Here is a 13877-nt window from a genome sequence, read left to right on the forward strand (position 1 = left end):
CCTGATCCCGGAAGGGACGCCGGGACAGGAAGGGGAAATGGGTGCGGACCCCCGACAACACGGGGTCCGCACCCATTTCCCGCTCCCGTTCACACTGCACCTGCCTCACAGCGTGCGAATTCCCCACCCCGTGGCCCGCCTCACTCCACCGTCACCGACTTGGCCAGGTTCCTCGGCTGGTCGACGTCGTTCCCGCGCGCGGTCGCCAACTCGCACGCGAACACCTGCAACGGCACGGTGGCCACCAGCGGCTGAAGCAGCGTCGGCGTCCGAGGGATGCGGACCAGATGGTCGGCGTACGGCACGACCGCCTCGTCCCCCTCCTCCGCGATCACGATGGTGCGCGCGCCCCGGGCCCGGATCTCCTGGATGTTGGACACGATCTTGTCGTGGATCAGGGACGGCCCCCGCGGTGAGGGGACGACGACCACCACGGGCAGATCCTCCTCGATGAGGGCGATCGGCCCGTGCTTGAGCTCGCCCGCCGCGAAGCCCTCGGCGTGCATGTACGCCAGTTCCTTGAGTTTCAGCGCGCCTTCGAGAGCGACCGGGTACAGGACGTGCCGCCCCAGGAACAGCACCGTGTCCTTCGCGGCGAGCGAGCGCGCCAGCTCCCGTACCGGCTCCATGGTCTCGAGGACCCGCTCCACCGCGCCCCCGATGTTCGACAGGTCCCGGATCACGTCCTGGACCTCGTCCCCCCACTTGGTGCCCCGCACCTGGCCGAGGTACAGCGCGACGAGATAGCAGGCCACCAGCTGTGTGAGGAAGGCCTTCGTGGACGCCACCGCGACCTCCGGTCCGGCGTGGGTGTACAGCACCGCATCCGACTCCCGCGGGATCGTCGAGCCGTTGGTGTTGCAGATCGCCAGTACCCGGGAGCCCTGCTCGCGGGCGTGCCGCAGCGCCATCAGCGTGTCCATGGTCTCGCCGGACTGGGAGATGGCGATGACGAGCGTCTGGGGGTCGAGGATCGGGTCCCGGTACCGGAACTCGCTGGCCAGCTCCACCTCGCAGGGGACGCGCGCCCAGTGCTCGACGGCGTACTTCGCGATCAGCCCCGCGTGGAAGGCCGTGCCGCACGCGACGACGACGACCTTGTCGACCTCCCGCAGCGCCTCCGGGGAGATGCGCACCTCGTCCAGCGTCAGCGAGCCGGACACGTCGATGCGTCCCAGCAACGTGTCGGCGACCGCCTTGGGCTGCTCGGAGATCTCCTTGAGCATGAAGTAGTCATGACCGCCCTTCTCCGCGGCCGACGCGTCCCAGTCGATGTGGTACGACCGCACGAGCGCGGGCCGGCCGTCGAAGCCCGTCACCGTGACCCCGTCCCGGCGCAGCTCCACCACCTGGTCCTGCCCCAGCTCGATCGCCGACCTCGTGTGGGCGATGAACGCGGCGACGTCCGAGGCGAGAAAGGACTCGTCCTCCCCGACGCCCACCACCAAAGGCGAGTTCCGCCGCGCCCCCACGACCACGTCGGGCACGTCCGCGTGCACCGCGACCAGCGTGAACGCTCCTTCCAGCCGCCGGCACACCCGCCGCATCGCCTCCGCGAGGTCCGCGCTCGCCGCGAACTCCTCGGCGAGCAGATGGGCGACGACCTCGGTGTCGGTCTCGGACGCCAGCGCGTGGCCGCGCTCCGCCAACTCGGCCCGCAGGGAGGCGAAGTTCTCGATGATCCCGTTGTGGACGACGGCGACCCGCCCGGCGTTGTCCAGATGCGGATGCGCGTTCGCATCCGTGGGCCCGCCGTGCGTGGCCCACCGCGTGTGCCCGAGCCCCGTCGAGCCGGCCGGCAACGGCCGCTCCACCAGCTCCTTCTCCAGGTTGAGCAGCTTCCCGGCCCGCTTCACCGACGCCAGCCCACCGTCCGCGAGCACGGCGACGCCCGCCGAGTCGTACCCCCGGTACTCCAGCCGCTTCAGCCCGGCGGTCACGACCTCGATCGCCGACTGCGATCCCACGTATCCCACGATTCCGCACATGACGGGCAGCCTACGATCAGAAAGACACTCAAAACTGCTCTCGCGTGCCCGAAATCGGAAATTCCCACGACGGTACGAACGCCCTGACGGCACTTTTCCGGGCCGTCCCGGCACCTCCGACCCGGGGGACGGAATCCGGCCATCCTTCGCCCGCACCGCAGCGCCACCACCACCTCGGCACGCACAGGAAGTTCACAGAAATCCCCTAGCCGTGAAGGATCCTGGCGTGAACGAGCACCATCCGCGGACCCCTCTCCCCCGCAGCCGTGATCACGCCAACCTCCCCACACCCCCCATCCGGCCCTATGTTCGAACGTCGCCCTGTGCCTAAGGTGTCGCCGCGCACCTGACCGGATCATGACCAATCCGGTCGTCGCGCACGTCATTCAGCGACCGGGGGAACGGTGTCGCTACGGGGGAGGGATCTGTCATGCCGCTGGATCTGTCGCATCCGCGTGCCCATCGGCCGTTCGTCGAGCGGCCGCGTCCGCGAGCCGCGCATCCTCTGCCCTTCGGCCACGCCCGGCGCATCTGACGCCGGCCGCCGCCTCGCTCGTTCCAGACCGCCCCGCCCGACCGCGCCGGCGGGCCTCCGGTCGTTCTCCTTGCGATGAAGGGATGCGCTCTTGCGTTCCAGACCACCCGTCTTCCCCGCCACAGGGCCGGGAAGGCGCAGACTGTTCACCCGCGTCACTCTCCTGCTGACGGCCTTCGCCGTCCCGGCCACGCTCGTCACCGGCCCCGAACTCGCCGGTCTGCCGACGGCGTCGAGCACCACACGGTCCAGCGAGCGGCCGGACGACTGGTACGAGACCACGGCCGACGAGCAACTGCGCTTCGACCAGTGTCTGATGAACGACTCGCTGCGCCTGGGCGGGCCACGGATGTACGGCTTCGCCCAGAACGCGCTCAACCAGACGCCCGAGAAGCTGCGTGAACTGGCGACACTGGACGGCGCGTTCGACGGCCCGCTGCGTCAGGAGCACGAGAAGGACAACACCGACTGGAAGGCGACCTGGGACCGCCTCCACGCACGCCGTGACGCCTGGGAGAAGCCCCTCGACGGCCTGGAGACCCCCGGCGGGTTCACCGTCGCCGAGTTCGAGTGGGTGCCGGGCGTCCACGACGGCGACGACTTCTACGACCAGACAGGCCTGGGCAAGTGGGCCGGTGGCCCCAACTGGAACGAGAAGTTCAACTTCTACGATCCGACACCGGAGGCCGACGCGCAGACGGTGAAGGCCGTCAAGGACCTCGGCACGCCGCTCTACGGCACCGACCCCGACCCGAGTCTGCCGCGCGACGAGTGGAACCGCGCGCTCTACGAGCAGGGCGCCTTCGAACACCTCACGGACTGGTCCCTGGAACCCACGGGCGCGGACAACGCCCGTATCTTCCTCGCCTCCGGCGGCTTCCCCCGCACCGCTCCGCAGCCGGACAGCCCCGAGTTCCGTATCGCGGTCGAGGACCTGAAGACCCGGTTCGCCACCTGCGCCTGGCGTGACCCGATCGACCCCAACAAGGCCCTGCGCCAGGTCGAGGACGTCGCCGCGGCCGAGTGGCAGCGGGAGATCACCTCCCAGGCCACCCAGCGCAACCAGATCCTGGGCGCCAACCGCGACGCCACCGCCGCCCTCACCAAGGCGTCCGAGGCCATGGCCGACATGCTCGGCCAGTCCTGGATCGCCGACCACCTCGCCCGCTGGCAGGACTACTGGTCCGCCGGTGGCCTCGGCTGGGTCGGCGACTCCCCGTCGGTCATCCAGGTCGAGGCCGCCAAGGGCAAGTGCCTCGACGTCCAGGGCGGCGCGAAGACCAACGGCACGCCCGTGCAGATCTACACCTGCAACGGCAGCGCGGCGCAGCAGTGGCAGTTCCACGGCTACCACGACGGCTACGCCCTGTTCAACGTCAACGCACAGAAGTGCCTCGACGTGCAGAGCAGCAACAGCGCCAACGGTACGAAGATCCAGATCTGGACCTGCAACGGCAGCAAGGCGCAGCAGTGGAACTTCGACATCCGCGCGGCCGCCGGGCTGCGCAACGCCGCCACCGACAAGTGCCTGGACCTCAACAAGTTCGACACCGGTCATGACGCGTGGCTGTGGGCCTGCAACGGCGGCAACCCGCAGAAGTACCGGATCGTCCCGCAGGGACACAAGGGAACCGACAGCCTGAGCTACCCGGACAAGCCGCAGTTCGACAAGGCCAAGAAGGGCATCACCGACGCCCAGACGCAGGCCAAGAAGCAGCTCGCCGTCGTCAAGGCACAGTGGGAGGCCGCGAAGAAGTCCGCCACGGCCTCGGACACCGCCACCCAGGCCGCGTACGCCGTCGCCGACGCGAGCGGCGCGCCGCGTGGTCGCGGACTGCTGGCCGGTCAGCAGAAGGCGCAGGTCACCAAGGGTGCCGTGGCCGCGCTGGAGGCGTTGGTGAAGGCGGCGGAGACCGCCGAGGCGGCGACCCGCGCATCCGCCGGCGACAGCGAGACGATCGCGCAGCGGGCGCTGGCGCAGGCCGCGCAGTCGAAGGCGGAGTTCCGCAAGGAGGCCGCCCGGATCGCCGAGTTGCAGGCCAAGGCGGCGTCCGACGCGGCCAAGCTGCACCGGGACAACGCCAAGAAGGACAAGGAGACCGCCGAGGCGAAGCTGGCCGTGGCGGTGAAGGCGGAGGCCGACGCGAAGGCCGCCGCGGCGGACGCGCACGCCGAGCGGCTGGCCGCCGAGGCGGAGGAGAAGACGGCGAAGGCGGAGAAGGAGACCGCCGCCGCCAAGCAGGCCGAGGCCGCCCAACACCGGCGGACCGCCGAGACCGAGGCGACGAACGCCAAGGACGCGAGGACCAGGGCGGAGGCCGCCGAGGCGACGGCGGTCGAGAGGCGGGACGCCGCGGTCAAGGCCCGCGACAACGCCCGCGACCTGCGGGACGACGCCTGGGACGCCGAGCAGAAGGCCGACGCCGCACGCGCCAAGGCCGACGCCAAGGAGGCTTACGCCCAGGCCCACGAGTCGGACAGCAACGCCCAGGAGGCCAGGGCCGCGGCCGACGCGGCGGCCGGGCACGCCGACGACGCCGAGGCGGCCGCGGGACGGGCCCGTACGGCGGCCGACGCCGCGACCGAGGCGGCCGCGGACGCCGATGCCGCCGCCACCCGCGCCGAGGCCGCCGCCAAGCGGTCCCGCGCGCACGCGGACAGCGCCCAGGCGGCGAAGCTGAAGGCCGACGCCGCGGTGCGGACCGCGACCGCGGCCGTGGCGGACGCCATCGACGCGGCCGAGCACGCCGCGTCGGAGGCGAAGGCCGCGGTGGCCATGGCCGACGAGGCGGAGAAGCAGGCCAAGACGGCGAAGACCCACGCGGACGAGGCGAACAAGGAGGCCGCCAAGGCACTCGCGGCCTCGGCGAAGGCCGCCGGCTTCGCGTACGTCACCGCACAGGCCGCGGCCGACGCGCACGCCGCCGCCGCGCAGGTCGCCCAGCCGGCCAACGACGCCATCCAGATCGGCTCACCGTACGTCGACACCGACTCGGCGGCCTCCCTGGTCGTCCTGTCCGGACAGGCGTCGAAGTCGATCGCCGACCAGCAGAAGGCCGTCGCCGACGCGCACGCCCAGAACGCGCAGGCGGAGGCCGCGGCCGCGAAGAACCTCGCCGAGCAGGCGCAGGGCGACGCGAAGCAGGCGTACGTCCACGCCGCGAACGCCGCCGCCCACGCGGCGACCGCCCGCGGCTACGCCAAGGAGGCCCTCGGCTACGCGGCGGACGCCGCCAAGGCGGCGTCGGCGGCTTCGGCGTCCCTGGCCCGCACGATCGAGTACGACCGCCAGGCCACCGAGGACGCGGCCGCCGCCGACCGCGCGGCCGGACGCGCCGAGGGCTACGCCGTGGAGGCCCGCGACGCGGCCGACCAGGCCGCCCTGGACGCCTCGGCGGCCCGCGCGGCCGCGGCCGAGGCGGAGCAGGCGGCGAAGGACGCCCGAGCGGCGGCCGAGCGCGCCGACGTGGCGGCGACGGAGGCCGAGGAGGCGGCCAAGGACGCCCAGAAGTACGCCGACGAGGCCCAGGCCGCCGCGGAGGCCGCGGAGCGCGAACAGGCCAACCAGCAGGTCTCCGACGGCGCCGGAACGGGCATCGGCGGCACCTGGTACGTCGTCGACGAGGACAGCGTGGAGGTCACCGCCGCCGACCAGAAGAACGACTGCGTCATCGAGATCGGCTTCGAGGGCTGCACCGTCACGTTCGCGGTCACCTTCGACGCCACGGTCGACTTCTTCGTGTGCACCGACCCCGAGGCGTCGGCCACAGCCACCGGCTGTCCGCCGGAGGACACGATGCTGGTCAAGACCGAGTCCTTCAAGGGGCTGAAGAAGGACGTCACGCACTACTTCAGCAAGCTCGACCTGATCAAGCAGACCGTCGTCTACCAGATCCTCAAGGCGGTCCTGGTCCAGGACTTCCTGGACTGCTGGCACGGCAGCGTCAGCGGCTGCGCCTGGGCGGCCAGCAACTTCATCCCGGGCAAGGCCTTCACCAAGATCGCCGAGGCGCTCAACGCCTTGGACGCCGCACTGAAGACCGGCATCGGCATCGCCGACGCCTACAAGGCCCTCAAGGCCCTGGACATCGACCCGGGGACGCTCGCGAGGATCGAGTCGGGCGTCAACGCCTACGAGGACGTCATCACGACGTGCAGGGTCAACAGCTTCCCCGGTGACACCCCGGTGCTGATGGCCGACGGTACGCGCAAGGCGATCCGCGACGTGCGGGAAGGCGACCTGGTCGTCGCCGCGGACCCGGGGTCCGGAAGGCTGCGTGCCGAGCCCGTCACCGACACCTTCCGGCACCCCACCGAACGGTTGGTGACCATCGGTCTGGCCGGCGGCAGCCGACTGGACACCACGGCGGGTCACAAGATCCGCACCGACGCGCGCGGTTGGGTCCTCGCCTCCGCACTGCGCCCGGGGGACCGGCTGGTCAGCCCGGACGGGACGTTCCGCGCCGTGACCGGCGTACGCGACCGGTCCGGTCTCGCGCCGCGTCAGGTCTACGACCTCACCGTCGACGGTCTGCACACGTTCCATGTGCGCACCGAAGGGGCCGAGGCGGCGGACGTCATGGTCCACAACTGCCTGAACCTGGGGGACGAGGACCTCCCGGCTCTTGCGAAGTACGGCGATGAGATCCACACGCTGAAGGAACACGTCCGGCCGAACGCCGCCGAGGCGTTCCGTCTCGCCGCGAGGAAGGGCAAGCCCAACACGGTCTGGACGAGCGAGGAGATCGCCCAGCAGGCTGTGGACCGGGTGGTCGGCGACTACTTCAGCAAGCGGACGGCGAGCGGCCAGAAGGTCTTCGACCACGACAAGTGGAAGAGGTTCCAGAACTGGGCGGCGAAGGCCAGGGACGGTGAGCAGTACCCGGCGATCAGCGGGACGTGGGACGCCTATCCCTCCCTGGGCAAGCGGTACCACCCGGACGGGAGGACGATCGACAACGCCGGCAACGAGGTCGTGGTGATCCTGATGAAGGTCAAGGGTCACAACGGCAACGGCCGCTACGGCTTCGTCGTCAAGACCGCCTACCCGAAGTAGTCGACAGGCCGTTCAGGCCACAACCCGTGTAGGACATCATCCATGCCACTGAATCGTCCGACGTACGTCGAACTGGGTTACTCCGGTGACTTCGGGCTCACCGGTCTGACCGAGCGGTTGTGCTCCCCCGACGGTCCCGCCGCCGGCACCGCCGTCGACCTCCCGGCCGCGCTCGCGGTCGCGGCCCGGTCGGCGGACGAGTCCGACGGCGAGGAAGCCGTGGAGTTGGGGGAGGACGCCCGTCGGCTGCTGGACGGCCAGGTGCCGGACGACGTTCTCCACGTGGTGTGGCTGGCCGCGGTCGGCCGGATTCTCGATCCGGCCGACCACGGCATGGACGTCCGCACGTGGCTGGAGGCGCTCTCGGACCTGGCCACGGAACGCCTCCGGCAGAACAAGGCCTCCTACGTCCCCCCGCCGGTCCAACCCGTGCTGGACGGGGACCTGTGCGGGGACGTGGTCGCCGAGATCCAGGATCCATCCGTCGAACTGACCGGCGCCACCGGGCTGCGCGACCTCGTCCCGAGCCTCGTGCGGGTGGCCGGCAGAACCGATGCCGATCTCGGATTCCGCCTCTTCCTACGGACCCTCAAGGCGTCTTCCGTCCAAGTCTCGAAGGAGCGGTACGACCGGTTCCTCCGGCTCGGCGAGCGGCTCGGGTTTCCGGTCGGGACCGTCCGCGACGGCCTCGCCGTGGACTGGCCGCCCATCGACACCACCCACCGCGGCACGTCGTGGGACTTCGGTCTCTCCCGTCTCGCCGGCAACGCCCACCAGGACTGGCGTGCGGACCGGGCCCGGAGCGAGATCCGGTGTGTGAGCGATACGGACGAGCCCCTGCAGTCCCCGGGTTCGGCGGCGGCCCTCCTGCTGGAGGACGCACTGCGTCTGCTGCACTCCCCCCTGTCCGACGACACGATCACGACCCTGTGGCTCGCGGTGTCGGACGCGGCACTGCGTGTCGACGGGCGGGACTGGCTGCGGCTGATCGCGGAAGTGTGCGGGGAACGGCTGAGGGACGTCGCCCCCACGTACACCCCCGTAGTACCGCCGGCACCTGCGGAGCCGGCCGGCACGGTGCTGAGGGAACTCCGTGAGATGGCACCTGCGTTGGCGGAGGAAGCCATCAGCGCCCACTGGCAGCCGGTACCCGCCGCGCAGGCCCTGTCGGCGCTGGAACAGGTGGTCCACCAGGTCGATCCCGACCTCGGATTCCGGCTGTTCCTCCGGCTCCTGCGCGTGCTGTCCGTGTCGGTGACGCGTGGCCAGTACGAGCGGTACCGGTCCATCGGTGAACGATTCGGCTTCGGCGAGCACCACGTCGACGAGGTCGAGCACCTGGTCCGGTGAACGAAGTGACGGTACGACGACGGGACTCTGGATCGACTTCGGGCACGGGTCCTCAAGGCGTACCGGGTGCCGGTCACGGAGTCGCGCCACCTGCGGTACCACGAGCTCGGCGAGGACTTCGGCTACCACGAGCTCGTCGTCGACGACAGCTCGCTGCGATCGGTCCCCGACGCGCACTGACGAAAGCACCGCCGCGGGTCCGCCGCCCCGACCGACATCCCCCGCGTGACGCATCCCACGCCCCCTGCCGTCCACACTCCCGTAACAATGGACTGTGATCTCTCCGGTCTCCCCGACACGGAGCGCCCACCGGCCCCGGCCGGAGGCGACTCCCTACGTCGACCTCACCCGCGCCGAGTGGAGCGCGCTGCGCGACAAGACCCCGCTGCCCCTGACGGCGGAGGAAGTCGAGAAGCTGCGCGGCCTCGGTGACGTCATCGACCTCGACGAGGTGCGGGACATCTACCTCCCGCTCTCCCGTCTCCTCAATCTCTACGTCGGCGCCACCGACGCCCTCCGCGGCGCCCTCAACACCTTCCTCGGCGAGCAGGGCTCCCAGTCCGGCACGCCCTTCGTCATAGGCGTCGCCGGCTCCGTCGCCGTCGGCAAGTCCACCGTCGCCCGCCTGCTCCAGGCCCTGCTCTCCCGCTGGCCCGAGCACCCGCGCGTGGAACTGGTCACCACCGACGGCTTCCTGCTCCCCACCAAGGAGCTGGAAGCCCGGGGCCTCATGTCCCGCAAGGGCTTCCCCGAGTCGTACGACCGCCGCGCCCTGACCCGCTTCGTCGCCGACATCAAGGCCGGCAAGGACGAGGTCACCGCCCCCGTCTACTCCCACCTCATCTACGACATCGTCCCCGGCGAACGGCTCGTCGTGCGCCGCCCGGACATCCTGATCGTCGAGGGCCTGAACGTCCTCCAGCCCGCCCTCCCCGGCAAGGACGGCCGCACCCGCGTCGGTCTCGCCGACTACTTCGACTTCAGCGTCTACGTCGACGCCACCGCCGAGGACATCGAGCGCTGGTACCTGAACCGCTTCAAGAAGCTCCGCCACACGGCCTTCCAGAAGTCGGACTCCTACTTCCGCAAGTACACCCAGGTCTCCGAGGACGAGGCCGTCGACTACGCCCGCACCCTCTGGCGCACCATCAACAAGCCCAACCTGGTGGAGAACATCGCCCCCACCCGCGGCCGCGCGACCCTGGTCGTCCGCAAGGGCCCCGACCACAAGGTGCAACGCCTGCGGCTGCGCAAGCTCTGACCCACGCCACGCGCCGGGCTGTTAAAAAGGCGTCATGCTGCATATCCGGGTGATCACACCGTCCGACCGGACCGACGCCGTGATCCGTGTCATCGAGGAAACCGTCGGCACCGCGCACCTGTGCGTGCTGACGGGCGCCGCCCGCAACCCGGCAGGGGACGTGGTGACATGTGACGTCGCCCGGGAGGCGGGCGACGAACTGCTCAGCCGGCTCCAGGAACTGGGCATCGAGGACTACGGCTCGATCGCCGTCGAGGACATCGACCTGTCGCTGTCCAAGCGCGCCGTCAAGGCCGAGAAGGACGCCCCCGGCGAGGCCGCGGACGCCGTGCTGTGGGAGCACCTGACCGAGGCGACGCACGAGGAGTCGACCCTCTCGGTCACCTACCTCGCGTTCATCACGCTGGCCACGATGATCGCGGCCTGCGGCGTCGTCCTCGACAACGCGATCCTGATCGTGGGCGCGATGGCGGTCGGCCCGGAGTTCGGCCCGCTGGCCGGCATCTGCACCGCGATGGTGCAACGCCGCCCCCGCCTGGCGCTGCGCTCACTGATCGCGCTGCTGGTGGGTTTCGCGGTGGCGATGGCGGTCACGGTGGCGTTCAGCCTCTTCATGGACTCCGTGGGCCTGTTCACGGAGCAGAAGCTGGAGGGCGACCGGCCGCAGACCGGGTTCGTCTACGCCCCCGACTGGTTCTCGTTCGTTGTCGCGGTCCTGGCGGGCGCCGCCGGCACCCTCTCCCTGACCTCCGCGAAGTCCGGCGCCCTCGTCGGGGTGGCCATCTCCGTCACGACCGTCCCGGCCGCCGCGAACGCCGCCGTCGCCCTGAGCTACGGCGACACCGAGCAGACCGTCGGCTCCACCGAACAGCTTCTGCTGAACCTGCTCGGCATCATCCTCGCCGGCACCCTCACCCTGCTGGCACAGAAGTGGTTCTGGTCGTCCCGCCGACCCCGGATGACCGAAGCCGGTTGACAAAGGGCGCGGGGAACTGCGCGACTAGCCAGGTCCGACCCACGGCCCGGCACCAGCAGCTCCCCGCCCCGGCGCTAGCCCAGCGCCGACTTCACGGCATCGGCCAGCCGCCCGGCCACGGACCGCGCCTGGTCGATGTCCGCCGCCTCGACCATGACCCGGACCAGCGGCTCGGTCCCCGACGGCCGCAGCAGCACCCGCCCGGTCGCTCCCAGCTCCCGCTCGGCCTCCCCGACGGCGGCAGCCAGGTCCGCGGACGTGCCCACCCGCGACTTGTCCACGTCCGGGACGTTGACCAGCACCTGCGGCAGCCGCTCCATCACACCGGCCAGCTCCCGCAGCGACCGCCCGCTCTGCGCGACCCGCGCCGCCAGCAGCAGCCCCGTGAGCGTGCCGTCACCGGTCGTGGCGTGGTCGAGGACGATCACGTGCCCGGACTGCTCACCGCCGAGGGCGTAGTCGTGCTCCTTCATCTCCTCCAGCACGTACCGGTCGCCCACCGCGGTCTGCACCAGCTGGATGCCCTCGCGCTCCATGGCCAGCTTGAAGCCCAGATTCGACATCACGGTCGCGACGACGGTGCCGGAGCGCAGTGCGGAACGCTCCCGCATCGCCAGCGCGAGCACGGCCAGAATCTGGTCGCCGTCCACCTCCTCGCCGGTGTGGTCCACGGCGAGGCACCGGTCCGCGTCGCCGTCGTGCGCGACACCGAAGTCGGCCCCGTGCTCGATCACCGCGGCCTTCAGCAGGTCCAGGTGTGTCGAACCGCACCCGTCGTTGATGTTCAGCCCGTCCGGCTCGGCGCCGATCGTGACGATCTCGGCACCGGCCCGTGCGAAGGCCTCCGGCGACACCCGGGCCGCCGCCCCGTGCGCCTCGTCCAGGACGATCTTCAGCCCGTCCAGCCGGTTCGGCAGGACGGCGAGGAGATGGGCGACGTACTGGTCGAAGCCCTCCTCGTAGTCGCGCACCCGCCCGACCCCGGACCCGGTCGGCCGCTCCCAGGGCTCACCGCGCCGGTGCTCCTCGTAGACGGACTCGATCCGGTCCTCGAGGTCGTCCGCCAGCTTGTGCCCGCCCCGCGCGAAGAACTTGATGCCGTTGTCCGGCATGGCGTTGTGGCTGGCGGAGAGCATGACGCCCAGGTCGGCCCCCAGCGCACCGGTCAGATGCGCCACGGCCGGCGTCGGCAGCACGCCGACCCGCAGGACGTCCACGCCCGCGCTGGCGAGGCCGGCGACCACCGCGGCCTCCAGGAACTCTCCGGACGCGCGCGGGTCCCGCCCGACCACCGCCGTCGGCCGGTGGCCGGCGAAGGTGCCCGCCTCGGCCAGCACGTGGGCCGCCGCGACGGACAGGCCGAGCGCCATCTCGGCCGTCAGATCCGCGTTGGCGACACCGCGAACGCCGTCCGTGCCGAAGAGTCGTCCCACTTGTCCTCCTGAGGAAACGTCAGTTCCGGCAGCCCCGCGGGTGCGGCCCGTGCTCGGGGCTCCGGATTCCCAGGCATATGATGCCTGGCCATCCCATCACACAAGACTTTGAGCGTCTTGTGCCGTTATACGCCTGTGCTCGTTGATAAACGAATGCCCCGGCGGCACAGTGGCGTGCCGCCGGGGCGTTCGGAGTACAGCCCGCGGTTTAGCGCTTGCTGTACTGCGGAGCCTTACGGGCCTTCTTCAGACCGGCCTTCTTGCGCTCGACCGCACGGTCGTCGCGGCGCAGGAAGCCCGCCTTCTTCAGGGCACCACGGTTGTTGTCGACGTCCGCCTCGTTCAGCGCACGGGCGACACCGAGACGGAGCGCACCGGCCTGGCCGGAGACGCCGCCACCGGCGATACGGGCGATGACGTCGTAGCGGCCCTCGAGCTCGAGCACCTTGAAGGGCTCGTTGACCTCCTGCTGGTGCACCTTGTTCGGGAAGTAGTCCTCAAGGGTGCGACCGTTGATCTTCCACTTGCCGGAGCCCGGAACGATCCGGACGCGGGCGATGGCGTTCTTGCGACGGCCCAGGCCGGCGGCCGGCTGCGGGTCGCCGAAGCGGGAGGCCATGGACTCCGAGGTGTACTCACCCTCGACGGGGACCTCGGACTCGGTGGTGTAGCTGTCGATGTCAAGCTCTTCGAGCGGCTGCTCGGCAGTGGTCTCGGCCACGATTCTCCTCAGATTCTCTTCAGTCTTAGGGGGTGGCCGGACTTACTGCGCGACCTGGGTGATCTCGAACGGAACCGGCTGCTGGGCAGCGTGGGGGTGGTTCTCGCCGCGGTAGACCTTCAGCTTGGAGAGCATCTGACGGCCCAGGGTGTTCTTGGGAAGCATGCCCTTGACGGCCTTCTCGATGGCCTTCTCGGGGTTCTTGTCGAGCAGCTCGTCGTAACGGACGGAGCGCAGACCACCCGGGTAGCCGGAGTGGCGGTACGCCATCTTCTGGGTCCGCTTGTTGCCGGAGAGGTGCACCTTGTCGGCGTTGATGATGACGACGAAGTCACCGGTGTCGACGTGGGGCGCGTAGATCGGCTTGTGCTTGCCCCGCAGAAGGGACGCGGCGGTGGTGGCGAGACGACCCAGGACGACGTCCTGAGCGTCGATGACGTGCCACTGGCGCGTCACATCGCCGGGCTTGGGGCTGTACGTACGCACGGTTCGTAGCCTTCGCTTCGAGTGAATGGTCCTGAACAGGTCACCGAAACGATCACGACAGCCCTGACCGC

General features: G+C 70.4%; 8 protein-coding genes. 4 read left to right on the forward strand and 4 right to left on the reverse strand.

Features of this window, described 5'->3' with window-relative positions; genetic code table 11:
- Positions 1-140: 140 nt before the first annotated feature.
- Entirely contained in the window at positions 141-1988 is a 1848-nt protein-coding gene (gene glmS, locus ACZ7LV_RS22695; protein WP_471941682.1) for a glutamine--fructose-6-phosphate transaminase (isomerizing), read from the reverse strand.
- Between the two features lie 626 nt (positions 1989-2614).
- Between glmS and ACZ7LV_RS22700 the strand changes: the two genes are divergently transcribed.
- From ACZ7LV_RS22700 to ACZ7LV_RS22715, 4 genes are all read left to right on the forward strand, one after another.
- Positions 2615-7579 carry an RICIN domain-containing protein gene (locus ACZ7LV_RS22700; RefSeq protein ID WP_471941683.1) on the forward strand — a complete coding sequence of 1655 codons (4965 nt, stop codon included), beginning with the start codon at positions 2615-2617 and terminating at the stop codon, positions 7577-7579.
- A gap of 42 nt (positions 7580-7621) precedes the next feature.
- On the forward strand, positions 7622-8929 hold the full coding sequence (locus ACZ7LV_RS22705; RefSeq protein ID WP_471941684.1) for a hypothetical protein: 1308 nt from the start codon (positions 7622-7624) through the stop codon (positions 8927-8929).
- 274 nt (positions 8930-9203) lie between these two features.
- Positions 9204-10190: a type I pantothenate kinase gene (coaA, locus tag ACZ7LV_RS22710; RefSeq protein WP_401679802.1), complete on the forward strand. Its 987-nt coding sequence runs from the start codon at positions 9204-9206 to the stop codon at positions 10188-10190.
- A gap of 34 nt (positions 10191-10224) precedes the next feature.
- A complete protein-coding gene (locus ACZ7LV_RS22715; RefSeq protein ID WP_471941685.1) occupies positions 10225-11166 on the forward strand; it encodes a DUF389 domain-containing protein in 942 nt (313 codons plus the stop codon).
- Between the two features lie 74 nt (positions 11167-11240).
- On the opposite strand, the gene glmM is transcribed toward ACZ7LV_RS22715, so the two are convergent.
- The 3 genes from glmM to rplM form a co-directional block, all read right to left on the reverse strand.
- Complete coding sequence (gene glmM, locus ACZ7LV_RS22720) at positions 11241-12599, reverse strand: phosphoglucosamine mutase (RefSeq protein ID WP_471941687.1); 1359 nt, start codon at positions 12597-12599, stop codon at positions 11241-11243.
- A gap of 208 nt (positions 12600-12807) precedes the next feature.
- Positions 12808-13320, reverse strand: coding sequence for a 30S ribosomal protein S9 (gene rpsI, locus ACZ7LV_RS22725; RefSeq protein WP_401679793.1), 513 nt, complete (start codon positions 13318-13320; stop codon positions 12808-12810).
- A 42-nt stretch (positions 13321-13362) separates the two neighbouring features.
- A complete protein-coding gene (gene rplM / locus ACZ7LV_RS22730) occupies positions 13363-13806 on the reverse strand; it encodes a 50S ribosomal protein L13 (RefSeq protein WP_401679790.1) in 444 nt (147 codons plus the stop codon).
- Positions 13807-13877: the final 71 nt, after the last annotated feature.

It is taken from the genome of Streptomyces sp. NPDC107562 (assembly GCF_055657325.1).